The following is a 25,087-nucleotide window of genomic DNA, read 5'->3' on the forward strand; positions in this document are numbered from 1 at the left end:
AGCACGCTCAGGGCCAGCAACGTAGGCGGCAGCTACCACCAAAGCCCAGCTTGTACGCCGTAGGTACGGGCCGAGATAGCTACGCGCCGCCCGTCGTGGTCGCGGGTAAAAACAACGCCCGGCAGCGTGGCGGTGCGCCACCGAAACGTGAGCGGCCCGGTAGGCAGCAGGGTATCGGGAGTGCCTAGTAAGGGCTGCATGACGAGCACCGACCCGCGCCGCACCACGCTGAAACCGCCTAGCAGATACTCTTTAAAGCCGCCTAACTGCTGGCGCGGGGCGGCGCTCCGGTAGTGGCCCAGGTAGGGCGCTACTGCGGCCACGTCAAGCGGAGCGACCGGCGGTACGGGCAGCGCAGGGGCCCGACGTACCAAGAACTCCCGCACCATTTTCTCGATGCGCGCTAGTGATTGACCACCATTATTGGATAAAGCGTAGCCCACGCCCAGTTCCCGGCAATAGGCGAAGGAAGAGCTGAAGCCCGCAATGCCGCCATTATGACCCCGAAATAAGGCTTTGCCTCCGGTAGTCACGGCCGCATTGGCTAGGCCATAGTAGCCGCCCAGTCCCGCGCGGGCGGCCAACGAACTGTGCTCGGTTTCCATTTCGTGCAGGCTGCCGGGTGGCAGCAGCGCTGCACCGCCGGGAGCCCGGAAATCACGCAGGAAGAACTGCGCCTAGGCCGCCATATCGGCCGCCGAGGCGCTTACCGAGCCAGCGGGGCCGGGGTAGATGGGTAGTGGAGCCAGCGCACGGTAGCGGCCATCTGCATAGGCGTAGCCCTGGGCCAGCTGCGGGTTGCCGGCCGGGCATAGGGTAGCCGTCGCGTCGGGCATCCCCAGGGGCCGCAGCAGGTGTTGGGCCAGGTATTGCGTAGGGCTGGCCACTGAATTTTTCGAGCAGGTAGCCCGCCACCGCGCAGCCGGGGTTGGCGTACGACATTCGCTCACCGGGCCGCCAGCGGCAGCGCAGCTCGGGCCGGAACACGGCCACGCCGGCCACGCCGCGCGGGTCGGTGGCGGTGGTGTTATAAAAGTGGTTGAGGTGCATATCATCAAAGCCAGCGGTGTGCTCCAGCAAATGCACCACGCGCACGGGGTCGGTGGCCTCCCAGGGATTATCAATGGGCACCTCGGGGGCAATTTTGCGCACCTCGTCGCGGAGGTGCAGCTTACCCTGCGCTATCAGTTGCAGCAGGCCCACCGCCACAAATGTCTTAGTAACCGAGCCAATGCGAAATAACGTATGGGCCGTAACGGGCTGGTTCGTAACCACATTGGCTACCCCCAGGCCGCCCGCGTACAGCACCGAGTCACGGGTAACGAGTGCCAGCATTAAGCCCGGAATGTGCTCCTGCGCCATCACGCGCCGAATAGAGTCAGTCAGTTCGGGCAGGGTGCTGATAACGTGGCTGGCCCGTTGCGCCTGGGTAGGCCTGCCAGCTGTTACAGCCAGCAGCAACACGAGAAGTAGTTTTCTTAGCATGAGAAAGTTAGGAGGGTAGAATTCCCTCAAATGTATATTATCCCCGTGGCTCGCTGGTACTGGGAGAAGCTACTTTATTTTCCCGCAGGGCACGTTGTCGCAATAGTTGCGGTGGCGGCCCGTCGGCACCCTACCCCCGCCGTACCTTTGCAAGACTTATGAACTTGTTATCCGCCGAGAATATCTCGAAGAATTACGCCGACCGCTGGCTGTTTCAGAACCTGAATTTTGGCTTGCAACTGGGGCAGCGCATTGCCTTTGTGGGCATCAATGGCACCGGTAAAACCACGCTGATGCGGGTGCTGGCCGGCCTCGAAAACCCCGATACGGGTCTCGTAACGCGCCGCCAGGGCATGCGCGTGACCTACCTGGGCCAGCAGCCGGTGTTCGACGAAAGCCTGACGGTGGAGGAAACCATCTTTGCCAGCCAGAACGACACGCTGCGCGCCGTGAAGGACTACGAGCACGTCGTGAACGACCCCAATCACAACCCCGACGACCTGCAGCGCGTGATGGAGCGCATGGACGCCCTCAACGCCTGGGACTACGAGTCGCAGGTGCAGCAAATCCTCGGCAAGCTGGGCATCCTGGGCGAGCTGCTGACGCGCAACGTGAGCAAGCTCTCGGGCGGGCAGCGCAAGCGCGTGGCCCTGGCCCGCGTGCTGATTGAAGAGCCCGACGTGCTGCTCCTCGATGAGCCCACCAACCACCTCGACCTGGCCACCATCGAGTGGCTCGAAAACCGCCTCAACTCGCCCAGCCTGACCTTGCTGATGGTGACCCACGACCGGTATTTCCTGGATAAAGTGGCCAACGAAATCGTGGAGCTGGACAAGGGCACGATGTACCGCTACCAGGGCAACTACTCGTATTTCGTGGAGAAAAAGGCCGACCGCGAAATGCGTGAAACCGTGGAGGTGGAGAAGGCCCGCAACCTGTTTCGTAAGGAGCTGGAGTGGATGCGCCGGATGCCGCAGGCGCGCGGCACCAAGCAAAAGGCGCGCATCGATGCCTTCTACATCACCAAGGAAAAAGCCAGCACCAACCTCAGCAAGCAGCAGCTGGAGCTGAGCGTGAAGACCACGCGCCAGGGTGGCAAAATCATTGAAGCTGAGCACCTTAACAAGAAGTTTGGCGACAAAGTGGTACTGGACGATTTCAGCTATGTGTTCAAGAAAAAGGACCGCATCGGGCTGGTGGGGCCCAATGGCGCGGGCAAGTCTACGCTGCTCAACATGCTGACGGGCAAGCTAAAGCCCGACAGCGGCACCGTGGACGTGGGCCAGACCACCGTATTTGGCTACTACACCCAGACGGAGCTGGAATTTGACCCCACCCAGCGCGTGATTGACATTGTGAAGGAAGTGGCCGAAGTGGTGGAGCTGGCCAACGGCGACGTGCTCACGGCCAGCCAGTTTCTGACGCTGTTTCTGTTTCCGCCGGCCCAGCAATACACACTGGTGAACAAGCTCAGCGGCGGCGAAAAGCGCCGCTTGCAGCTGCTGCGCGTGCTGGTGCGCAACCCGAACTTCCTCATTCTTGACGAGCCGACCAACGACCTGGATTTGGGCACGCTCAACATCCTGGAAGACTTCCTGCTGCACTTTGCGGGCTGCCTGCTCATCGTGAGCCACGACCGGTATTTCCTGGATAACCTGGCTGAGCACCTGTTTATATTGGAGCCGGGCGGAGCGGTGCTCAACTTCCCTGGTAACTACACCGACTACCGCGACTACCTGGCCGAGCGCGAAACCGAGGCTACCCTCGAAGCCGAGGAAAAAGCTGCCAAGGCCGCCCGCGCTGCCGCTAAGCTCGCGCCTGCCGTGGCCCCTACCCCCCCGCCCACGCCCCAACCCGCCAAGCGCCGCGCCAGCTTCGCCGAGAAAAAGGAGTTTGAGCAATTAGAAAAAGCCATTGCCGCGCTGGAAACCGAAAAGGAGCAGCTCGTGACCAGCCTCGCTGCCGGCCGGGGCTCGCGGCAGGAGCTAACGACTTGGCCGGCACGCCTGCAGGCCGTGGATAAGGAACTGGATGCCAAGGGCGAACGCTGGCTGGAATTGAGCGACTTCGTGTAGCGCGAACTTTCCAGTTCGTGCGCGAGCAAAGCGAGCATTCTCGTGGGTGCCGCGTGGCCCCTTCTACTCGCTATTACTCGCGCACGAACTGGAAAGTTCGCGCTAGGTGGCTACCGCAGCAGCAGCTTTTCCAGCTGCTGCTGGGCCAGGCGGCCGTTTTCGTAGCTCTCGGGGCCGCAGTACACGCACTCGTCGTCGTAACCGGTGATGGCGGCGGCGTTGAGGGCCAGGCGGCGGTTGACGCGCAAAAACCGGGCGTGCAGGCTGGGCGGCAGCAGCTGGTCGAGCACGTAGGTGAGGGAGTCGCGGATGGGGTAGCTGGTGCGCTGGCCGGCCAGGTGCAGCGTCACGTAGTTTTTACCGGCCTCCAGGCGCTGCACTTCGGTCCAATACAGCTTGTGGGTGCGCTCACCCAGCTTCACAAAAAAGAACTCGGGCGCGGGCAGCCGCTCGGTGGCCGAGGGCGCGGGGGCCGGCTGCCGGGTGGCCGCATACTCCAGCGCCGTTTGGATGGCGGCAAACAGGGCCGGGCCGCCCACCGGCTTGATGAGGTAGCCGCGTGGCCTGCCGGATGGTGCCCAGGTCGGAGTAGGCGGTGAGGAAGATGAACGGCGGGCTGCCCTGCGCGCGCAGCTGCCGGGCCAGCGCCAGGCCCGAGGCGGCCCAGTCGGCCGCGCTGCCCGCATCCGGCACCACGCTCACGCTGCCCACGGCCGGGCTGGCTACGGGGATATACCTGGTGCGCCTGCACGCCGGCGACACCACCGTGACCAAGCGCCTGACCATTGAATAACCTGAAATCCGCGCCGGGGCCGTTGGCTTCGGCGCACTTTTCCCTTCTTTTCGTCTCATGAAAAACCTTCTCCTAGCCGCCGCCCTGCTACTAGCCGTGGGTGCGGCCCAGGCCCAAAGCGGCCCGCCTACTACCGGCCCACCCACCACCAACCCCCTACCCCCCACGGCCGTGCCCATCGATGGCGGGGCCTCGCTGCTGCTGGCCGGCAGCGTGGCCTACGGCCTGCGCCGCCTGCGCCAAAAGCGCCGCAAGGCCGCTTAGCCTGATTTCTATAAGCTATAAACCAACTCTGCTAGCCGCTTCTAAAGTGAAAAAGCCGGCTCCCACCCCAGGGAGCCGGCCTTTTTTGTGTTGCGCCAACCAGGGCGGGGCAGCTGGCCGCCCCTCTGCCGCTACATCACCTCCTTTACCTTGGTCTTAATCAGCCACCAGTTGACGGGGTAGGCCGTGAGGAAGCCCGCCAGCATCGCCAGCTGCATCATAAACCAGAACACCGGGTCGTTGGCCTTCAGCTCGTGCTTGAAAATAACGAAGGTGGCAATGGCCATCCAGCCGTACATGCCCACCTGCCAGGCGGTTAGCGAAAGCGCATCGGCCTTGATAGCCGCCCGGAGCCCCTCGGCCGGCGAGAGGTTTTTCATGGGCTTAATGGTGAAGTACTGAAAGGCAATGCCGAAGAGAAAAGCCACCAGAAAGTCGAGCGCCCAAGCCCCAAAAATGGCACGCCCGAACAAGCTGACCGGTACGAACAGCACGCAGGTTTCCACCGCGATATCGCCCAGCGTGCAGCCGCTGCCGCAGTGCAGCGCGCCCACCACCACGCTCTGCCAGAAGGGTTTGGGGGGCTTCCCAGCCGCTTTAGCGTGCGTCGGCTTGGAGTCGCCTTGGTCCATTTGCATGGGCTTTTGGCCCGGCGGGTGGCTCATAGGGCGGCCCAGCTTGTAGTAGGCGTACAGGCCCACCACGCCGGAGTAGAGCGGAGTAAGTAGCCAGACGTAGTTCATAATCCACATTTTTTGCCGGTGGCCGGCCAGGATGTCAACGCCGATAATGACGACGCACAGCCCCGCAACAAGCAGGGAAATAAGGGCAACGGTATGGAGCATAACAACGCGGGGCCGGGCATAAGCGCTGTCTTTACGGCCTGTTACGCGCCTGGCCGCCCCGTTGCGGGGCGGGCGCGCCAACTATCCCAATGTTATACTTTAGCGGCCAAAATTGTGCACCGCCCGGCCCCCTACCCTACCGCCGCTGGTGAGTCTGCACGAAGTCGAAAGCGGCCTGGCCGATATCCAAGGGAGCCAGCACGCACAGGCCGTCGGCGGAGCGAGCGAGCGGGTAGCAAGGCGCATGGGCAGGGGTAGGGCCGGCTGACCGAAGCAAGGCTGCTTCGGCTAAGATATCCGTTTGCCGCCAACGGTTGCCTGAGCTTGGCCCGTACTAGGGTAGCTAATTTGTTATTGCTTCGCAAGGTGCGAAAGAAGTAGGGTGCGGGGCTTGCCCCCGCCCGGCGTTAAACGATTCGCATAAGCTTCGTTCAACGCCGGGCGGGGGCAAGCCCCGCACCCTACTTCTTTATCAGACTACGCCTTCCACAGCTCGTGCTCCTGGCCTTTGCTGGTAGTGAGGATGAAGCGGGGCGGATTGGCGCGCAACACGAGGCGCACGCGGCCAGGGTATTTTTCCGAATCGACCCAGACGCCGTCCTCTTTCTGGGGGGTGTCGGTGGCGGGCAGGTAGGCAGTGGGCAGCAGCACGTCGGTATCGGATTTGAGGTCGAGGTGCACTTTTTCGAGCGCTTCCTCCAGGTCGGTTCCGTAGTCGTCGTTAAAATCGTCTTCGAGGTCGTGCAGCGACTCCTCCACGTCATCGTAGCGGGCGTCGTCGTAGGTGAGCGTGTGCAGCTCGGCTTTCTTTTCAATCAGGGCCAGCAGGGCGGCGTTCAGGTCGGCGGCGTTCATCGGGGCAGGCAGGGGAAAGTCGAATGGAAGAGGAAAGGCTACAAATTTGCGCACGAAAAGGCAAACGCCCAGCCCAACCACCGGGGCCAGGGGGCCGTTAAGGCGGTCATGTCTCTCCCCCTCGCGCTGACGTTGCTCACGATGTTGGTCTTGCTGGCGGTTTTCTACCGCTACCTCACCGCCGATGGCCGCCGCGCCCGCGCCGCGCTCGCTACCCCCTTCCCGCCCGCCTGGCGCACGCTATTAACCGAAAACGTGGCCTTTTACGATGGCCTCGATGCGGCCGGGCACACGCGCTTCGAGCAGGCTATGCAGCTATTTCTGGCCCGCACGCGCCTCACCGGCATCCAGACCGAAGTAGATGACCTCACGCGGGTACTCACGGCGGCCTCGGCCGTCATTCCGGTGTTTGGCTTTCCTTATTGGGAGTACCCTACCCTGCACGAAGTGCTGATAGTGCCCGATGCCTGGCAGCTCGAAACCAAGTCCGAGCAGGAGGTGCAGCCGCTGCAAGGCACGCTGCTGGGCTCGGTGCAGCGCTTCCAGACCTCGCAGTACATGCGCCTGAGCCGCGCCGCGCTGGTGCAAGGCTTCGCTGATGCCGAGGACCGGCACAACGTAGGCGTGCACGAGTTTGCGCACCTCGTGGACGAGGCCGATGGGCAGATTGACGGTATTCCGGCCGCCGGCCTACCCCCCGCTCTGCGCCCGGTCTGGGCCGAGGTAATGCAACGCGAGCTGGCCGCCATCCGGGCCGGCCACTCCGAGATTGATGCCTACGCGGGCACCAACGAGGCCGAGTTTTTTGCCGTGGTGAACGAGTATTTTTTTGAGCGCCCCGAAAAGTTAAAAGAATACCACCCCGAGTTGTTCGACCTACTCAGCCAGGCCCTGCACCAACACCCCGAGCAAACCTACGCCCCCCGCCCCGGCCGCCTCGACCCGCGCCAGTGGCTGCGCCAGCTGCGCGCCAAGAAGCAGACGCTGGGCCGCAACTCGCCCTGCCCCTGCGGGAGTGGCAAAAAGTACAAGGACTGCCACTTAGCGCAGGCGGCGTAGGGGGGTAGGCGAGTTTAGACACGGCTCAGCATCCAACTTTTTCTGCTAAAAAGAATAAACTCAACCGGCATTTCGTTACCTTAACGGCTGAAAATCAACCTCTTTTAGCCCCTGAAAACAACTGCTGCCTGGCTGCTGCTGGCCCTGGCGGGTGCGCCCAGTACCTGCACGGCCGCTACCAGGAAAGCATGACGCCCGCCGTGGCCCAGCGCTTGGCCGAGATTACCGTGAACTCCAAAACCGTGGCGCTGGCCGCGCCGGGGGTAGCAGCGGGTAAGTAATAACAATAAGGAGAAACGCAAATAAGGCCGTCATCCTCAGCTGGCGTCCGCTTGTCGAAGCCTGACGGTCTGACGGCCTTATTTATTTTTTAAGAGTGATGATTTAAATTACCCCAGCTCCACGCTCGGGTCCCAGTACAACTGCTTGAATTCCACCACCACGTCCTCTTCCACGCGCACGCCTTCGGCTTCGAGGCGTTCCTGCATGGCGGAGGGGGTAGGGAAATGGTGCCGCCCCGTGAGCTGCCCCAGCCGGTTAACGACCCGGTGGGCGGGCACGGGCGCTTCTTTTTGGTGGGTAGCAGCGTCGAGGTTAGAAGCCATGAGGGCGTAGCCCACGGCCCGCGAGCCGTGCCGGGCGCCCAGGTAATGCGCGATGGCCCCATAGCTGGTGATGCGGCCCGGCGGCACCAGGCGCACTACCTCGTGCACGTCGGCAAAGTAGTTGCGCGCGGCGGGGGGGGTAGGGGGCGGCAGGGCGGCGGGCTTCTTCATGGGCTAAAAATACGGGGCCGGCGGCGCAACCCGCGGGCCGGGCGGCGCGTCATTGCGCCCGCGCACTGAACCCGACCTTTGGGCTCGCTGTTGATTGCCTTCCACCTGGCCACCCCGCGTTTAGGCGCGCTGGCTGCTGGGTATCACCTTATTCCGTTTATGCGTTTTTTTTCTGCGGCCCCGCTCTTCATCGCCAGCACCGCGCTGGCCCTGCTGGCCGGCTGCCATGCCAAACCCGACGACGCCAAAGGCGGCAAGGGCGGCAAAAAGGATAACGGCCCCGCCCTGGTCGATGTGCTGGTGGCCCGGCCCACGGCCATAACTGATTCTATCGAGGCCAACGGCGCGGTAGTGGCCAACGACTACGTGGAGCTGCACCCCGAGGTGAGCGGCCGGCTCACCTTCCTCCACGTACCCGAGGGCCACCGCGTGCCCAAGGGAACCATCATTGCCCGCATCAACGACGCCGACTTGCAGGCTAATCTGCAAAAAACCAACGCCTTGCTACAGGTATCGCGCCTTTCGCAAGACCGCCTCGAAAAGCTACTGAAGGTGCAGGGCGTGAACCAGGCCGACTACGACCTGGCCGTGAGCCAGGTGCGCAGCAACCAGGCCGATGCCGCCTACACCCAGGCTATGCTGGCCAAAACCGTCATTCGGGCGCCCTTCACCGGCATTATGGGCCTGCGCCAGGTGAGCCCCGGTGCCTACGTCACGCCCGCTACCATCATCGCTACCCTCCAGGCCGACACCAAGCTCAAGGTCGATTTTACGCTGCCCGAAGCTAACGGCGGCCTGATACACCCCGGCTCGGTGGTGACGGTGCAGCTCGCCGGCAACCCGCCGCGCCGCTACCCGGCCACGGTTATCGCGCAGGAAAGCCAGGTCAACCAAACCACCCGCAACAAGACCGTGCGCGCCCAGCTGCCGGCCGGCGCTCTGGCCAGCCCCGGCGCTTTTGCTCGCGTGAGCGTGCCCACGGGCGCGGCCAGCCGCCGCGTGCTGCTGCCCACCAACGCCATCATGCCCGGTGATAAGTCGGACCAAGTAGTGGTGGTTCAACACGGCAAGGCCACGATGCGCGACGTGCGCACCGGCGACCGCCAGCAGGACCAGATTGCCATCGTGAGCGGCCTCGTGGCCGGCGACTCGGTGGTAACCAACGGCGTTTTATTCACCCAGCCGGGCAAGCCGGTGAAGGTGCGGCAGGCGAAATCCGCGGATTAAAAAGAACGTCATGCAGAGTGAAGGAAAGCATCTCGCGTGCGGTACTAATCCAATCGTTCGATGAGGTGAGCGAGATACTTCCCTTCGGTCTGCATGACGTTCTTTTTACGGTGTTTTATAATTTAAAGCATGAATATTTCAGAATTATCCCTTAAACGGCCCGTGCTGGCGACGGTGCTCAACCTGCTCCTGCTGCTTTTCGGGGGGGTAGGGTTTGCGTTTCTGGCCCTGCGCGACTACCCGGCCATCGACCCGCCGATTATCAGCGTCAATACCGCCTACACCGGCGCTAACGCCGACGTGATTGAGAACCAGATAACGGAGCCGCTGGAAAAGCAGATTAACGGCATTCCGGGTATTAAGTCGATTACCAGCAGCTCGTCGCTGGGCAGCAGCAACATCACAGTTGAGTTTAACTTGGGGGTTGATTTGGAGGCTGCGGCCTCGGATGTGCGCGACAAGGTGGGCCAGGGCGTGCGCTCACTGCCGCAGGATATTGACGCCCCGCCGGTGGTGTCGAAGTCGGACGCCAACTCCGACTTTATCCTCATTCTGGCCGTGCAGAGCCACACTAAAAGCCTGATGGACCTCAGCGACTTTGCCGAGAACAACCTGCAGCAGCGCTTCCAGACCATCAACGGGGTGTCGTCCATCAACATCTTCGGGCAGCAGCGCTACGCCATGCGCCTGTGGCTCGACCCGGCCAAGATGGACGCCTTCCAGGTGTCGTTCACCAACGTGCAGGCGGCCCTGAACGCCGAAAATGTGGAGGTGCCGGCCGGCAAAATCTACGGCGGCAACACCGAGCTGACCATCCGCACAATGGCGCGCTTCACCACCGAGGCGCAGTTTCGCAACCTGATTCTGCGCGAAGATTCTAAGGGAATTGTGCGCCTCGGCGACGTGGCGCGGGTGGTATTGGGCCCCGAAAACTATGAGCAAAGCTGGAAGCTGAACGGCTCCTACGCCGTGGGCCTGGCCATTGTGCCGCAGCCGGGCACCAACTACGTGCAGATTGCCGACGAATTTAATAAGCGCTTGGCCGAGGTGCAGAAGGAGAATAAGTCCGACATTGAGATGCGGGTAATTGTGGACAACACCAAGATTGTGCGCAACTCGATTGACGAAGTGATGGAAACCCTGGCTATTTCCTTCGGGCTGGTGGTGCTGGTTATTTTCTTCTTCTTCCGCAACTGGCTCACGGCCCTGCGCCCGCTCATCGACATTCCGATTTCGCTGATTGCCACGTTTTTCGTGATGTACCTGGCGGGCTTCACCATCAATATTCTGACGCTGCTGGGCATTGTATTGGCCACCGGCCTGGTGGTGGACGACGGTATTGTGGTGACGGAGAATATCTTCCGTAAGCTCGAAGAGGGCATGAACATCAAGGACGCGGCGCGCGAGGGTAGTAAGGAGATTTTCTTCGCCGTTATCGCCACCTCCCTCACGCTGGCGGTGGTGTTCCTACCCGTCATTTTTCTGGAAGGCTTCACGGGGCGCTTGTTCCGCGAGTTTGGGGTAGTGGTAGCGGGCGCGGTACTGATTTCGGCGTTCGTGTCGCTCACCATTACGCCGGTGCTCAACGTGGTGCTGCACCGCGAAAGTGGCAAGGGAGGCGGCAGCGGCCACGGCAAGCTGTACGACCGGACCGAGCCGTTCTTCCAGGGCATGGAAAGCTGGTACGGGCGCGTTGTGGGCAAGTTTCTGCGGGTGCGCGGGCTGGCCTGGTTGGTGGTGGCCGCCTGCGCGGGCATCATTTTCTTTATTGGCAAAGGCATTCCGACTGAGCTGGCCCCGCTCGAAGACCGCAGCAGCGTGCGCCTGGTGCTAACCGGCCCGGAGGGCACGAGCTTTAGCGCGATGGAGAAAATCAGCGACCAGGTGGCGGCTTTCGTGAACGACTCAGTGCCCGAGAATGACTTTGTTTTTTCGCGCACGCCCGCCGGCGGCAGCGCCAACACCTCGCAGGTGCGCGCCGGCCTGGTGCCGCCCGATGAGCGCAAGCGCACTCAGGACCAGATAGCTAAGTACCTGACCAAAGCCACCAAGCGCTTCAACGACGCCCGCATTTTTGTGGTGCAGGAGCAGACCATTGCCGTGGGTTCGGGCTCGAAGAGTAGCGTACCCGTGCAGTTTGTGCTGCAAACTACCGACCTCAACAGCATCAAGGAAGCCCTACCCCGCTTCCTGGCCGCCGCCCGGCAAGACCCGACTTTCCAGAACGTGGATGCTAACCTCAAATTCAATAAGCCCGAGGTGCAGCTAACGTTTGACCGACTCAAAATCAGAGACTTGGGCCTGACTACGCAAGACGTGGTAGCCGCCGTGCAGGGCGCGTTTGGGGGCCGGCGCATGGCGTATTTCCTGCGCGATGGTCGGCAGTACCAGGTCATCGGCCAGGTAGACCGCAACTCCCGCAGCGCACCCAACGACATCACCCGCCTCTACGTCACCAACAGCCGGGGCGAAAGCATTCCGCTGTCGGCGGTGGTGCACCAGGTCGAAAACTCGAACCCCAGCACACTCTACCACTTCAACCGCTTCAAGGCGGCTACCATCTCGGCGCAACTGGCCGAAGGTAAAACCGTGGGCGACGGCGTGAAGGCCATGCAAGCCATTGCCGATAAAGTGCTGGACCCCAGCGTTTTTCAAACGGCCCTCACCGGCTCGTCGCGCGACTTTGCCGAAAGCGCGGGCAACACTACGTTTGCCTTTGTGCTGGCTCTGGTGCTGATTTATTTGCTGCTGGCGGCGCAGTTCGAGAGCTTCCGCGACCCGCTCATTATTCTCATTACGGTGCCGCTGGCGCTGGCCGGCGCGCTACTCAGCCTGTGGGCAATGAACCAGACGCTCAACATCTTCTCGCAAATCGGGATGATTATGCTCATCGGCCTCGTGACCAAGAACGGCATCCTCATCGTGGAGTTTGCCAACCACCAGCGCGACGCCGGCCTGCCCCTGCGCGAGGCCGTGCGCCTGGCCGCCCAGCAGCGCCTGCGCCCCATTTTGATGACCTCGCTGGCCACCGCGCTCGGTGCCCTACCCATCGCCCTGAGCTTGGGCGCGGCCAGTACTAGCCGCAAGCCGCTGGGTATCGTTATCGTGGGCGGCATTCTGTTCTCGCTGGTACTCACGCTGTTGGTCATTCCGGCCATCTATACCTTTATTGCCAAGGAGCGCCAGCCGGTGGCAGTGGGCGAGGCAGCCGTGCCTACCCCCGAGCCGGCCGAAGTAGCCGCGTAGGGGCATCTCACCCCCACGCCAAAACACCGTTACGCATTCATGAAATCCGTATTACTTAGTTTGTTAGCGCTCTTGATAAGCCTGTTCAGCTTAGCCCAGCAAGCGCCTACCCCCCCGCCTACCGTGCCCTCACCCGCCACGGCGGCCGACCCGCCCGCACCCGTGCTCACACTGCACGAGGCCCTGCAAACGGCCCTTAAAAACAGCCTCGATTTGCAGATTGGGCAAAACGCGATAGAGGTGCAGCGCCTGCAAAATACGCTGGGCTTCGCGGGCGGCCTGCCCAATTTGGCCCTGAACGCCAGTAATAACGTAGTTATCAACAATACCCAGCAGAAGTTTAACACCGGCGACCCGCGCACCGCTACCGGGGCGCGCAGCACGCAGTACACGACGGGCCTGGCGGGCACCTACCTGCTCTATAATGGCGGCTACGTGGTGGCCAACCGGCGGCGGCTCGATGAGCTGCAGAATATCAGCGAGTTGCAGCTCAACTCAACGGTGCAGAACGTGCTGGCCGACGTGAGCCTGAAGTACTACGCCGTGGTGCAGCAGCAGCGCTATATCCGCACGCTGGAGGCCTCCACGGAGGTGTCGCGCCAGAAGCTGCGCCTTATTGAGGCCCGCCAGGCGGTGGGCCTGGCCAATAATGCCGATAAGTTTCAGGCCCAGCTCGACCTCAACGCGCAGCTCGAGACCCAGCAGCAGCAGGCCTTGGCCGCCCGCCAGGCCATTGCCGACCTGCTGCGCGCCCTCACCCTGAACTTGGATACGCCCATCGCGGTGGAGGACTCCATTCCGGTGGACCGCCAGCTGCGCTGGGCCGACATAGAAGCCTCACTTGGGCGCAACCCCGCCCTGCTGGCTGCTGACCGCCAGGTGCGCGTGAATGAGCTGCTGGAGCGCGTAGCCCGCGCTAATCGCTACCCCGCCATCGGCCTGAACGCGGGCAGCAACTTTGCCCGTAACCAGAACGCGGTGGGTACCACGCTTTTCAACCAGAGCTACGGACCCTATGCCGGGCTGGGCCTGGCACTACCCATCTACTCGGGGGGGGTGAACAAGCGCTTGGTGGACGTGGCGCGCGTCAATACTAAAACGGCGGAGCTGCAGCGCCTCGCCTTGCAGCAAAACTACCAGCTGAATGCCCGCAAGGCGTGGGAGGCCTACCAGCAGCAGCTCGCGTCGGTGGCCATCGCCGAGCAGAGCTATACCACGGCCCGCCAGCTGCTGAAGCTAGTGCAGCTGCGCCTCGACGCCGGCCTCTCCACCCTGGTAGATGTGAAGCTGGCCCAGCAGAGCTTCGAGGATGCCGGCTACCGCCTGACCAACTACCGCTACGCCGCGAAGTCGGCCGAGATAACCCTGCGGCAGCTAGCGGCGCTGCTCACGCCGTGAGGAGGGGGTAAGGGGCGCTTGTCATTGCGAGCGCAGCGCGGCAGTGACAGACGATTTCACGTAATTTCTAAAAGGGGCCCTCTCAGAAAACGGAAAATATAGCATGTTAAGGAAAGAGCGTACTTAACGCGTGAGTTGTTTGGGCGTACAACCAAACTGCTTTTTGAAAGCACGATGAAAGTGCTGCGGGTGGGCGTAGCCGAGCTGGTAAGCAATTTCGGCTACAGTTTGACCGCCACCCAGAAGCAGATGACGGGCCTCTTCGAGCCGTTGCGTCTGGACAAAGCCTCCCACGCTGGTACCAAACAGCTGCCGAAAGCCGCGCTTCAAGCTGAACTCGTTGAGCTGGCACTGGCGGGCCAGTGCGGCGGCGGAAGGTGGCTCGCTCAGTTGGCGCAACAATAGGGCACGGGCGTAGTACAGCTTGTCGCGCTCGGGAGCTCCGAGCGGCGGCAGCGTCGTCGGGCCGGGGGCCAGCCACAAGGCGGCCTGCTGGGCCACCAGTTCCAGCACCACGGCTTCGTAGTGCAGGCGCTTGAGGCCAAGGGGTTCGGGGCTATGCCAGAGGGTATCGAGCTGGTAGCGCAGGCGGGGGGGCAGGCCCAGCGCGGAGGCGTGCCGCACGAAGGGGAAGCCTTGCGTAAGGTGCTCGGTCATGTCCGCCAGTTCGGGCACGTAGTCGGTGAGCAGACTCACCATCCGGGCGACGGGCACCTGCACCGTCACCAGCCGGAACTGACCGGTGCCGAGCAGGTGGTTTTGTTCCAGGGACTGCGGGTTGAAGACCCAGTTGTGGTAGCCGGGGGCGTAGAGCTGCTCGTGCAGCAGCCCCGTCTGGCTTTGGCGCAGCGTACCCGCCAGCATAAAGCTCAGTTCCACCACGGGGCGTTCGTTGACGTGCTGCCAGGGCGTCGGGGGGTGCTCGGCGACGAAGCGAGTTTCGTTGAGTACCACACCCCCAACGGCTACTACCCGGGCCGTGCCCTGACAGCCCGCCAGCGGCAGGACCACGTGCTGCTCCTGGCCTTCGGGCAGGCAAAAGCCGGCGGCAAACGGAGGGGGCGAAGCAGGTTCCATAGGCAGGCCAACACGAAGATGGTACAAATTACTCCCGATTGTGCACCAGCTGCCGCCCGTGGGCCGAGCACCTTTGCAGGACGTTTCCCCAACTCCATTTTCCCCGGAAAGTTATGGCCGCTTCCCCCGTTCCCCTTCCGCCTCATGTGCCCGTGCTCATCGTGGGCGGAGGCTTTGCCGGCCTCACGGCCGCACTGTGCCTGCACCAGCAAGGCATCGACTACCTGCTGATTGAGCGCCACCCCGGCACGTCTGTGCTGCCCAAGTCCCGCAGTCTTGACCTGCGCAGCATGGAGATTTTCCGCGAGCTGGGCCTCAGCGTGGCCCTGCGCGAGGCCGGCCGCGCCCTGGCCCTGGCCTGGGGCGTGCTGCGCGGCCCTAACCTGGCCGAAGCCCTCGCCACCCAGCCCCCCGCCAACGCGGAGCGCGTGACCCATCCCAGTCAATTGGCCGTGTTCGAGCGCCTGGCCGCCCAAAGCCCCGAAAGCGGGGCCCGCTGCACCCAGGACCTGGCCGAGCCGGTGCTGCGCCAGGCGGCCGAGGCGCGGGGGGGCGACCTGCGCTTCTACCACGAACTCCTCCACTTCGAACAGGATGCCGACCGCGTCACGGCCACCGTGCGCGACCGTGCCACCGGCACCGAGCACACCCTGACGGCCGACTACCTGCTGGCCGCCGACGGGGCCAACAGCCCCACCCGCCGGGCCGTGCACGCCGCCACCAGCGGCCGGGGCAGTCTGGGGCACTACCTCAACGTGTATTTCGAAGCCGATTTGACCGAGCCGGTGCGGGGTCGTGAGTTCAGCATGTTTTTGCTGCAAGAGCCCGATGTAACCGGCTTCCTGCTGGCGATTAACAATACGGACCGCTGGTCCCTGCACCTGCGCTACTACCCCGAAAAGGGCCAACAACCGGCCGATTTCACCGGACCCGTGCTCCAAGACCTCCTGCACCGGGTGCTGGGCCTGCCCGAACTGCCGCTCCGCATTCTGAGCGCGCTGCCCTGGGAAATGGCCGTGCGCACCGTGGAACAGGAACAGTTTGGCCGGGTGTTTCTGGCGGGCGACGCAGCGCACACTATGACACCGTACGCCGGCAAAGGGGCCGCCACCGGGGTGCAGGATGTGCACAACCTGGCCTGGAAGCTGGCCGCCGTGCTGCGCGGCCAGGCCGGCCCCGCCTTGCTGGCCACTTATAGCCCCGAGCGCCAGCCCATCGGTGCCTTCTTCGCGCACCTCTCGGGAGATATGGCTGATTCCCACGGCTTCATTGACCCCGCCAAGATGAAAGAGCACGGGCTGGCGCTACTGGGCCTGCCCGACTATACCTATCGTTCTGCTGCCATCTTGGCGGCTGATAATCAACTCACCACGCCCGCCAACGCCCTCCCCCTGGCGGGCCAGCCCGGTACCCGCCTGCCCCATCTCTGGCTCGACGACGCGCACACGGCCTCCACGCTCGACGGGTGCCGGGGCCGGTTTGGGCTGGTCGCCAGCGGCGCGGCGGCTCCCTGGCGGGCGCGCTGCTCACCGGCGGCCGATGGATTACTGGTGGTGCAGGAGTTGCCAGCCACCGCCCGCCTGGCCTGGCAACAACTCACGCAAACACAGCCCGATGAGGCACTGCTTGTACGTCCCGACGGCTTCCTAGCGGCTCGCCTGCCATCCACGGTCACGGCTGCCGACTTGGCCACCCACTTGCGGCAGGTGCTCTGCCTCTAACTGCTTTGCTGCGTCCCTGGGGCCACCGGAGGCGCACGCTGTGCGAGCTGGCATCCCTATAAGGGATATTCTTATGGATGGCCTTCGTGCAGAGAAATGGTAAATTTCGTTTGAAGCAGCAGGATGGCACCGCTTAACGTGCTATATTTTCCGTTTTTTGAGAGGGCCCCTAAACCAAAAATCAACTTAGCTAACCACCATAGCAATCAGGCGCTTACATTTGGGGCTCACTCTAACCCCCTGATGCTATGAAACTTGTTATCCGCAACCTCTCCAAGACTTACGCCAACGGCGTGCGCGCCCTGCACGACGTGAGTCTGACCATCCCGAACGGCATGTTTGGCCTGCTGGGGCCCAATGGCGCGGGCAAAAGCAGCCTCATGCGCACCATTGCCACGCTGCAAGAGCCCGATGCGGGCAGCATCACACTGGGCGATATCAATGTGCTGACCGAGAAGGACGCCGTGCGCCGGGTGCTGGGCTATTTGCCGCAGGAATTCGGGCTCTACCCCAGCATTTCGGCCGAGGTGCTGCTCGACCATTTTGCCGCGCTCAAGGGCATCCGCGATGGGCACGAGCGCAAGCTGGCCGTGGACGCGCTGCTGCACCAAACTAACCTGTGGGCGGCCCGCAAGAAAAACCTGGGCGGCTACTCGGGCGGCATGCGCCAGCGCTTTGGCATTGCGGTGGCGCTGCTGGGCGCGCCGCAGCTCATCATCGTGGATGAGCCCACCGCCGGCCTCGACCCCACCGAGCGCAACCGCTTTCTGGATTTGCTGAGCGAAATCGGCGAAAACGTGGTCGTCATCCTGAGCACGCACATCGTGGAAGACGTGACCGAGCTGTGCTCCAACATGGCCATCATCGCGGGCGGCGAAGTAGTAGCTACCGGCCAGCCCGCCGACGTCATCGGCGAATTACGCGGCAAAGTGTACCGCACCAAAACCGAAAAAGCTGCCCTGGCGCAGCTCAAAAGCGAATACGAGGTAATTTCCTCGAAGCTTGTAGCCGGCCAGCCGGTCGTGCGCGTGTTCAGCGACGCGCCCATCAACGGCCAGTTTCAGCCCACCGAGGCCACTTTGGAGGACGTGTATTTCCACCGCTTGGCCAGAAGGGAATTAAAAATTACGAATTAAAAATTAAAAAGGGATTGTGCTCGGCCAATCTCCACCGGGACAGCGCGACACCCGGTAAATTTTTAATTCATAATTTTTAATTCCCTTCCGCCATGTTTCGCAATGTCTTCACCTTCGAGCTGCGCTACCGGTTGCGGCAGCCGAGCACGTATATCTACTTTGGTATTCTCTTCCTGATTGGCTTCCTGTTTCTGGCCGTCGAGGAAACGTTTTTTGGGCCCAGCACCGGGGGCAAGGTGTTCAAAAATGCCCCCGATACGCTGGCTAATTTCCACCTGGGCGGCTCGTTTCTGGCCTTATTCATCACGGCGGCCATCATGGGCACGCCCATTTATCGCGATGATAAAGAAGGGATTACGGGTTTGCTCTACACTACGCCGCTGCGCAAGTCGGCGTATCTGGGTGGGCGGTTTCTGGCTTCGCTCTTGATTATCTGGTTCATTATGAGCGGCATGTCGTTGGGCGCGATGGCCGGTTCGGTGATGCCCTGGCTGAACCCGGCCAAGTACGGGCCGTTTCGACTCGATGCCTACCTGGGGCCGCTGCTGGGCGGGGCCTTCGTGAATGCCTTTTTCGCGGGCTGCGTGTTTTTCGCGGCCTATGCGCTCACGCGCTCGTCGCTGGTGGTGTACCTGGGCGGCATCGTGCTGTTTTTGCTCTACCAGATTTCGTTGGTTGTCACCACCAACCTCAGTAACGAGCGCCTGGCGGCGTTGCTCGACCCGTTTGGGCTCGATACGCGCACGGTGGTGACCAAGTACTGGTCCATTGCCGAGCGCAATACCAAGCTCCTACCCTTCGGCAGCGGCGCGATGCTCGAAAACCGTCTGCTGTGGGTGGGGGTCGGGCTGGCGCTGCTGGCGCTGAGCTTCGCTACTTTTCGCATGGCTGCACCGCGAAGCCGGGGTAGGGCGGCCGCGCCCGAGGCGGCCCCGCTGGCGCTGGCGGGGGTAGGCATCCGGCGCTCGCCGGTGGTGTTTGGGCCGGGCACGGCGCTGTGGCAGCTGGGGCAGCTGGCGCGGGTGCAGTTTCTGAACGTGGTGCGGGCCAAGCCCTTTATGGCGTTGGTCTTTTTTGGGGTCGTAAACGTGCTGTTTTCGGCCTACTTCCGCTACACCGGCGAGCGGGTGCAGCTGCCCGTGACCTACGAGGTGCTGAGCCTGGTCAATAACGGCTTCGGGCTGTTCGTGCTGATTATCATCACCGTATACTCGGGCGAGCTGGTATGGCGCGAGCGTGAAACCAAGCTGCAACAGGTTTTTGACGCCCTACCCCTGCCCAACTGGGTGCCCTTCGTGAGCAAGCTGCTGGCGCTCATCGGCACGCAGGTGGTGCTCTACGCGGCGCTGGTGGGGGTAGGGCTGGGCATCCAGCTTTTCCGGGGCTACCATCATTTAGAATTAGGGCTTTACGGCAAGGATTTCCTGCTGCAACTGCTCAACATTGTGCAGTTGTGCGCCCTTACGATGGCCGTGCAAACCATTGTTAACAACAAGTACGTGGGCTACACGGTAATGATACTTTTCTACGTGGTAGTGTACATCGCGCCCGACGCGTTGGGCGTGCATCATGTGCTGCTGAAGTACGACGGCACCGTTCCTTACACCTATTCCGACATGAACGGCTACGGGCATTTCGTGGCCCCGCTCTTCTGGCTTAATTTGTACTATATGGCTGGCGCGCTGCTGCTGGCCGTGCTCACCAACCTGCTGTGGGTGCGCGGGGCCGAAACCAGCCTGCACCAGCGCGGGCGCTTGTTCGGGCAGCGCTTCGGGCTCGGGGCGCGGCTGGCGCTGGGCGGCGCGGCGCTGGCGGCCGTGCTGGTGGGCGGCTACGTGTATTATAATACGAACGTGCTGAACGAGTACTTCGCGCCGAAGGGCCTGGAGGCCCGCGCGGCCCGCGCCGAGCGCCAGTACAAGCGCTACGAATACTTGGCCCAACCCAAGATTATCGCCACCAAGCTGGCCATGAATATTTTCCCCACCGCCAGCCCGCGCCACTACCAGATGCAGGCCGCGCTGATGCTGCTCAACAAGGAAAGCCGGCCGCTCGACACGCTTTTCGTGAACTACAACCCGAGCCGGGCGGTGCAAACGACCCTCACGCCGGGCCGCCCGGCCACGGTGCTGCTCGACGACCCGGTGGCCGGCGTGCGCCTCTACCGCCTGGCCCGGCCCCTGGCCCCCGGCGATTCCCTACCCCTGGCCGTGCGGGTCAGCTACGCGGCGCGCGGCTTCAGCTCGCGGCCCCAGGACCAGGGAGTGTTCAGCTGGGCCACCATCTCGCCCGAGGACCGGCTCACCGCCAACGGCACCTTCCTGGACGGCACCGGCATCCGCATCGGCTACCAGCCCGATGGCGAACTGGAAGAAGACGACGTGCGCCAGCGCAACCAGCTCAAGCCCAAGGAGCGCGTGCCCCGCCTCAACGACCCGCGCGGGCTCATGACCTGCGGCTTCACCAACGATGCCGATTACGCCCGCTTCGAGGCCACGGTGAGCACCGACCCCGACCAGACGGCCATCGTGCCCGGCTACCTGCAAAAAGAGTGGGTAGCGAACGGCCGGCGCTACTTCCACTACCGCATGGATGCGCCGATGCTCAACTTCTACTCCATCCAGAGCGCCCGCTACGCCGTGCGGCGCGACCAGTGGCAGGACCCCGCCACCGGCCAGAAAGTGGCCATCGAAATTTACTACCATCCCGCCCACGCCTACAACGTGCCGCGCATGGCCGACGCCCTCAAAAAGGGCCTGACGTATTACACGCGGGAGTTCGGCCCTTACCAGTACCGGCAGGTCCGCATCCAGGAGTTTCCGCGCTACAAGAACTTCGCCCAGAGCTTCCCCAACACCATTCCGACTTCGGAGGGCGCGGGCTTCATCACGGATTTGCGGAAGGCCAGCCGGCCCGATAACGTATTCTTTATCACTAACCACGAGCTGGGCCACCAGTGGTGGGGCCACCAGGTGGTGGGCGGCCAGGTGCAGGGCTCGTCCATGCTGAGCGAGTCGTTGGCCGAATACTCGGCCCTGATGGTCTGCCAGCACGAATTCACCGCCCCGCAAATGCAGAAAACCATGCGCGCCGAGCTGGAACGCTACCTGCGGGGCCGCCGCGACGAGCGCAAAAAGGAGCTACCGCTGATGCTGGTCGAAAACCAGCCCTACATCCATTATTTCAAGGGCGGCATGGTCTTTTATGCCTTGCAGGACTACATCGGGGAGGAAAAGCTGAACGGGGCCATTAAGGCGTTTCTGGCTAAAACCCGCTACCAGACCCGGCCTTATACCAACACGGCCGAGTTTATGACTTACCTCCGAAAGGCTACGCCCGACTCGATGCAGTACCTGCTGCACGATATGTTCGAGACCATCACGCTCTTTGAAAATCAGCTTGATGAGGCTACGTACACCAAGCGCTCCGATGGCAAATACGACGTGCGCCTGACCATTCGCGCCGCCAAAACCCGCGCCGACAGCCTCGGCAACGAAACGCCCCTACCCCTGCGCGACTACGTGGACGTCGGCATCTTCGGCCCCGACCAGGTAGCCAAAACGGAGGACTACGACGCCAGCGGTAGGCCGCTATTTTTCCAGAAAGTGAAGCTGACTCAGCCCGTCACCGTACTCAACTTTGTGGTAGCTGAAAAGCCCGCCAAAGCCGGCGTTGACCCTTATCATAAGCTCATTGACCGTCATTATCAAGACAATGTGAAGGCCGTGACGGCCGGTGCCGCTCCGGCGCTAGCAGTGCGGTAGAGTGCGGGGCTTGCCCCCGCCCGGCGTTAAACGATTTACGCCTGTTCCGTTCAACGCCGGGCGGGAGCAAGCCCCGCACCTTACTCGTTATTCCGTGCCGCTTCTTCCCGGTTCAGCTTCGTCAAAAAAGACTGCGTAATCGGCGTTTCGCTCGCGTAGCCCTGGCGGCGCTCGTCGGCGGCAGCGCCTTCGCCGGTGGCGGGTAGGGCGCGGTTGACCCAGGCCAGGGCATCGGTGGTGATGCCGGGCATCAAGCCGTGGAAACCGGCCAGCAGCTTGGCGGGCAAGGACAGAATCAGCTCGCCATCGCCGCGGCGGCAGGCGTTCCAGATGCGGCGAGCGGCCTGCTCGGCGCTCATCGTGAAGCCCGGCAGCGCGTCGGCGATGCTGAACCAGGCGTATTCTTTCTCGTGCTGGCCCTTCACATCTACGTGGCCGACGCTGCCGGTGCGCAACAGGCCGGGGCATACGGTGGTGACGTAAATCCCGAACTGGCTCAGCTCAGCCCGGAAGCCTTCGGAGAGGCCAGTGAGGGCAAACTTACTGGCGCTGTACGCCGCCAGGTGCGGAATGGCCACCTTACCACCCAGCGAGGAGATATTAATAATGCGCCCTTCGCCGCGCTGCCGCATACCCGGCAGCACGGCCTGCATGGCGTGAAACGGGGCCCAGAAGTGCGTATCCATCGCGTCCACGAAGTCGCGGTCGTCCAGGTTTTCGAGCGGCCCGCCGATGATGATACCTGCGTTGTTCACCAGCACGTCGATGCTACCCAGACGACTCTCGACTTCGGTCACCATGCTGCGCACCTCGGCGGCGTTGGTGAGGTCGCGGGCCAGGGCGAGCACGCTGGCTTCGGGGCCGCCGTAGTTTAGCAGGTCTTGGCGGGCGCGGGCCAATTCGCGCTCATCGCGGGCGCAAATGGCGACGCGGGCTCCTTCGCGCATGGCGGCGCGGGCCAGTACGAGGCCCAACCCACGCGAGCCGCCGGTAATAAGCACGGTGCGCCCCGCCAGCTCATACGAGCCCCGGCGATTGCGCCAAATGGTGGTGGCCAGGGCGGCTACGCCAAAGCTGGCGGCCCAAAGCCAGGAAGAAGAACGGTGGGAAGTTTTCATGCTCCTCTGTATGCGTTTGGGAGCCGAAAGGTTGCGTTTAGGCCTGTATTTACGAGAGATGCGACCCTTTGCGTCTCTCGTCGCGCGAACGATTGTTCTAGCGACGAGAAACGCGAAGGGTCGCGTCTCTACGTTCCCTACCCCAGCTTTTCTTTGAAGAAAGCCAGCGTCATGGCCCAGGCTTCGGCGGCGGCATCCTTGTTATAGCTCGGGCGGGCGTCGCAGTTGAAGCCGTGGTCGGCGTAGGAAATAACGGTGCTGACGTAGGGTTTGCCGGTGGCATCCACCGCATCGATTATCGTCTTCACGTCGTCCTTTGAGATGTGCTCATCGAGCCCGCCCCAATAGAAAAGGTGCGGCCCGTGCAGAGCCGGCGCCAGGTCGGTGCGGGTGTGCAGGCCGCCGCCGTAGTACGACACGCCGGCTTGTACCGGCAGCTTGGCATTGGCCACGAAAGCCACCTGCCCGCCCAGGCAAAAGCCAATAGTGCCGATTTTATCCTTTTGCACGTTCGGCTGGCTTTGTAGCCAGTCGTAGGCGGCCTGCGCATCCTGGGTCATGGTTTCCAGGGTCACGGCCGAGTAGTGCGGCATCACGCTGGGGAAATTGTCATATGCGAACTCCGCGCCCGGCTCAGCGGTGCGGTGAAACAACTCGGGGGCCACCACCACGTAGCCGGCGGCGGCCAGGCGGTCGGCCACGTCGCGGATGTGCTGGTTCACGCCAAAGGCTTCCTGAAAGAGGATAATGCCGGGCGCGGCCGCCTGGTTTTGGGGCTGGGCCACGTAGGCGTGCGCCTGGGTGCCGTCGGCTACGTTTAGAACCAGCAAATTAGGAGTACTCATAAAAAGAGAGGGGGGTAGGGAAAAGAAGCCCACGGCCGGAAACAAGGCGGCGGAAGCCGATGTTTTAGCTTTTTGGGCATTGCGAAAACCGGCTGTCCCGATAAGCCTGTATTGCGCGCAATGACAACTGGCCTTCCTTCAGAAAATCAAAAGCTTATGAAAACCTCCCTGCGCCTGAGCGTGCTCGACCAGTCGCCGGTGCGGCCCGGTGCCACCGCCCGCCAGGCTTTGCTCGAAACCACCGAGCTGGCCCAGCTTGCCGACCGCCTCGGCTACACCCGCTTCTGGGTGAGCGAGCACCACAACACGACCACCCTGGCCGGCCCCACGCCCGAGGTGCTGCTGGCCCATCTGGGCGCGCACACGCAGCACATCCGGCTGGGCTCGGGCGGCGTGATGCTACCCCACTACTCGGCCCTGAAGGTGGCCGAAAACTTCAAGATGCTGGAGGCGCTGCACCCCGGCCGCATCGACCTGGGCATTGGCCGCGCGCCGGGGGCCGACCGCCTCACGGCCTATGCCCTCAACCCCAGCAACCAGTTTAAGGAAGAAGATTTTATCGAGCAATTGATTGACTTGCAGGCGTATCTGCGCGACGACCGCACGCCCGAAACCATTCACGAGCGCGTGCAGGCCATTCCGCAGATTGATACGCAGCCCGAGCTGTGGCTGCTTAGCAGCAGCGGGCAGAGCGGGCACTTCGCGGCGCGGCTGGGCATGGGCTTCACGTTTGCGCAGTTTATCAACCCCAACGGCGGGCCGGCGGCCGTGCGCCAGTACCGCCAGCAGTTCCGGCCCTCGCCCGAGCTGGCGGTGCCCACCGCCAGCGTGGCGCTGTTCGTGCTCTGCGCCGATACCGAGGAAAAGGCCAACGCCCTGGCCAAGGCCATGCAAATCCAGCTCCTGCGCTTCGAGCAGGGGGTGCGCGGCCCCTACCCCACCGCCGCCGAGGCAATGGCCTACCAGTTTGCCCCTGAGGAGCTGGCGCGCCTGCGCCACCACCAGGGCCGCGTGGTGAGCGGCACGCCCGCGCAAGTGCACCAGCAGCTCACCGCGCTGGCCGCCGCCTACGAAGTAGACGAGCTTATCCTGACCAGCATCACCGCCGATTTTGCCGACCGTCTGCGCTCGTATGAGCTGCTAGCCGAATCCTTTAACCTCGCACCTACCGCCCAAGTAGTGGCCGAGATGGTGGAGATGGATTAGCTGGCGGGTGCTATCTGGTATGATTCTAAATAAAAGGAGGTTTCAGATGAAGCCTTCTTTTATTTTTATCCTTCTCACACTTAAATACTTACTGAATAACAGAGGATAAAATGTGTTTTTAAATCACACCTGAAATTCATAATTTATTTGGAATTCATCTAACACTAGCGTGACCTTTGCGCTATGTTGAACAATTC

The 25,087-nt window shown here is 62.6% G+C and carries 20 protein-coding genes and 1 pseudogene; 11 read left to right on the top strand and 10 right to left on the bottom strand.

Translation table 11 applies throughout. From position 1 onward, the window contains the following. Positions 1 to 32: 32 nt before the first annotated feature. On the bottom strand, positions 33 to 605 hold the full coding sequence (locus tag LC531_RS11375) for a hypothetical protein (protein WP_223650413.1): 573 nt from the start codon (positions 603 to 605) through the stop codon (positions 33 to 35). A 72-nt stretch (positions 606 to 677) separates the two neighbouring features. After that, a pseudogene (locus LC531_RS11380) lies at positions 678 to 1,485 on the bottom strand (serine hydrolase domain-containing protein). 158 nt (positions 1,486 to 1,643) lie between these two features. Between LC531_RS11380 and LC531_RS11385 the strand changes: the two are divergent. After that, positions 1,644 to 3,560, top strand: coding sequence for an ABC-F family ATP-binding cassette domain-containing protein (locus tag LC531_RS11385; protein WP_223650414.1), 1,917 nt, complete (start codon positions 1,644 to 1,646; stop codon positions 3,558 to 3,560). Positions 3,561 to 3,670: 110 nt separating this feature from the next. On the opposite strand, the gene LC531_RS11390 is transcribed toward LC531_RS11385, so the two are convergent. Continuing rightward, positions 3,671 to 4,099: a hypothetical protein gene (locus LC531_RS11390; RefSeq protein ID WP_223650415.1), complete on the bottom strand. Its 429-nt coding sequence runs from the start codon at positions 4,097 to 4,099 to the stop codon at positions 3,671 to 3,673. Between the two features lie 65 nt (positions 4,100 to 4,164). On the opposite strand from LC531_RS11390, the gene LC531_RS11395 reads away from it, so the two are divergent. Together LC531_RS11395 and LC531_RS11400 are read left to right on the top strand one after the other, a co-directional pair. Then, positions 4,165 to 4,353 carry a T9SS type A sorting domain-containing protein gene (locus LC531_RS11395; protein WP_223650416.1) on the top strand — a complete coding sequence of 63 codons (189 nt, stop codon included), beginning with the start codon at positions 4,165 to 4,167 and terminating at the stop codon, positions 4,351 to 4,353. 57 nt (positions 4,354 to 4,410) lie between these two features. Further along, a complete protein-coding gene (locus LC531_RS11400; protein WP_223650417.1) occupies positions 4,411 to 4,617 on the top strand; it encodes a PID-CTERM protein-sorting domain-containing protein in 207 nt (68 codons plus the stop codon). Between the two features lie 131 nt (positions 4,618 to 4,748). Here LC531_RS11400 and LC531_RS11405 read toward each other — a convergent pair whose 3' ends face one another. From LC531_RS11405 to LC531_RS11415, 3 genes are all read right to left on the bottom strand, one after another. Then, positions 4,749 to 5,462, bottom strand: a complete 714-nt coding sequence (locus LC531_RS11405) for a DUF4396 domain-containing protein (RefSeq protein WP_223650418.1) — start codon at positions 5,460 to 5,462, stop codon at positions 4,749 to 4,751. 136 nt (positions 5,463 to 5,598) lie between these two features. Beyond that, positions 5,599 to 5,739 carry a hypothetical protein gene (locus tag LC531_RS11410; protein WP_223650419.1) on the bottom strand — a complete coding sequence of 47 codons (141 nt, stop codon included), beginning with the start codon at positions 5,737 to 5,739 and terminating at the stop codon, positions 5,599 to 5,601. Between the two features lie 200 nt (positions 5,740 to 5,939). Continuing rightward, on the bottom strand, positions 5,940 to 6,317 hold the full coding sequence (locus tag LC531_RS11415) for a hypothetical protein (RefSeq protein ID WP_223650420.1): 378 nt from the start codon (positions 6,315 to 6,317) through the stop codon (positions 5,940 to 5,942). A gap of 108 nt (positions 6,318 to 6,425) precedes the next feature. Here LC531_RS11415 and LC531_RS11420 point away from each other — a divergent pair, with 108 nt between their 5' ends. Beyond that, positions 6,426 to 7,376 carry a zinc-dependent peptidase gene (locus tag LC531_RS11420; protein ID WP_223650421.1) on the top strand — a complete coding sequence of 317 codons (951 nt, stop codon included), beginning with the start codon at positions 6,426 to 6,428 and terminating at the stop codon, positions 7,374 to 7,376. Positions 7,377 to 7,765: 389 nt separating this feature from the next. Here LC531_RS11420 and LC531_RS11425 read toward each other — a convergent pair whose 3' ends face one another. Beyond that, positions 7,766 to 8,152 (bottom strand): MGMT family protein, encoded by a 387-nt coding sequence (locus LC531_RS11425; RefSeq protein WP_223650422.1) that lies wholly within the window; start codon positions 8,150 to 8,152, stop codon positions 7,766 to 7,768. Between the two features lie 159 nt (positions 8,153 to 8,311). Here LC531_RS11425 and LC531_RS11430 point away from each other — a divergent pair, with 159 nt between their 5' ends. The 3 genes from LC531_RS11430 to LC531_RS11440 all read left to right on the top strand — a co-directional run bounded on the left by LC531_RS11430 (position 8,312) and on the right by LC531_RS11440 (position 14,023). After that, positions 8,312 to 9,379 carry an efflux RND transporter periplasmic adaptor subunit gene (locus LC531_RS11430; protein WP_223650423.1) on the top strand — a complete coding sequence of 356 codons (1,068 nt, stop codon included), beginning with the start codon at positions 8,312 to 8,314 and terminating at the stop codon, positions 9,377 to 9,379. 129 nt (positions 9,380 to 9,508) lie between these two features. Next, positions 9,509 to 12,625, top strand: a complete 3,117-nt coding sequence (locus LC531_RS11435) for an efflux RND transporter permease subunit (protein ID WP_223650424.1) — start codon at positions 9,509 to 9,511, stop codon at positions 12,623 to 12,625. A gap of 72 nt (positions 12,626 to 12,697) precedes the next feature. After that, on the top strand, positions 12,698 to 14,023 hold the full coding sequence (locus LC531_RS11440; protein WP_223650425.1) for a TolC family protein: 1,326 nt from the start codon (positions 12,698 to 12,700) through the stop codon (positions 14,021 to 14,023). 123 nt (positions 14,024 to 14,146) lie between these two features. On the opposite strand, the gene LC531_RS11445 is transcribed toward LC531_RS11440, so the two are convergent. After that, complete coding sequence (locus LC531_RS11445) at positions 14,147 to 15,100, bottom strand: helix-turn-helix transcriptional regulator (protein ID WP_223650426.1); 954 nt, start codon at positions 15,098 to 15,100, stop codon at positions 14,147 to 14,149. A gap of 113 nt (positions 15,101 to 15,213) precedes the next feature. Here LC531_RS11445 and LC531_RS11450 point away from each other — a divergent pair, with 113 nt between their 5' ends. The 3 genes from LC531_RS11450 (at position 15,214) to LC531_RS11460 (ending at position 21,721) form a co-directional block, all read left to right on the top strand. Next, on the top strand, positions 15,214 to 16,821 hold the full coding sequence (locus LC531_RS11450; RefSeq protein ID WP_223650427.1) for an FAD-dependent monooxygenase: 1,608 nt from the start codon (positions 15,214 to 15,216) through the stop codon (positions 16,819 to 16,821). Positions 16,822 to 17,069: 248 nt separating this feature from the next. After that, entirely contained in the window at positions 17,070 to 17,957 is an 888-nt protein-coding gene (locus LC531_RS11455) for an ABC transporter ATP-binding protein (protein WP_223650428.1), read from the top strand. 92 nt (positions 17,958 to 18,049) lie between these two features. Continuing rightward, on the top strand, positions 18,050 to 21,721 hold the full coding sequence (locus LC531_RS11460; RefSeq protein WP_223650429.1) for an ABC transporter permease/M1 family aminopeptidase: 3,672 nt from the start codon (positions 18,050 to 18,052) through the stop codon (positions 21,719 to 21,721). Between the two features lie 80 nt (positions 21,722 to 21,801). On the opposite strand, the gene LC531_RS11465 is transcribed toward LC531_RS11460, so the two are convergent. Continuing rightward, positions 21,802 to 22,839 (bottom strand): SDR family NAD(P)-dependent oxidoreductase, encoded by a 1,038-nt coding sequence (locus LC531_RS11465; RefSeq protein ID WP_223650430.1) that lies wholly within the window; start codon positions 22,837 to 22,839, stop codon positions 21,802 to 21,804. A 137-nt stretch (positions 22,840 to 22,976) separates the two neighbouring features. Further along, complete coding sequence (locus tag LC531_RS11470; protein ID WP_223650431.1) at positions 22,977 to 23,684, bottom strand: dienelactone hydrolase family protein; 708 nt, start codon at positions 23,682 to 23,684, stop codon at positions 22,977 to 22,979. 156 nt (positions 23,685 to 23,840) lie between these two features. Between LC531_RS11470 and LC531_RS11475 the strand changes: the two genes are divergently transcribed. Continuing rightward, positions 23,841 to 24,890, top strand: coding sequence for an LLM class flavin-dependent oxidoreductase (locus tag LC531_RS11475; protein ID WP_223650432.1), 1,050 nt, complete (start codon positions 23,841 to 23,843; stop codon positions 24,888 to 24,890). Positions 24,891 to 25,087 lie beyond the last annotated feature (197 nt).

Source organism: Hymenobacter psoromatis, from assembly GCF_020012125.1.
Taxonomy (GTDB): Bacteria; Bacteroidota; Bacteroidia; order Cytophagales; family Hymenobacteraceae; genus Hymenobacter; species Hymenobacter psoromatis.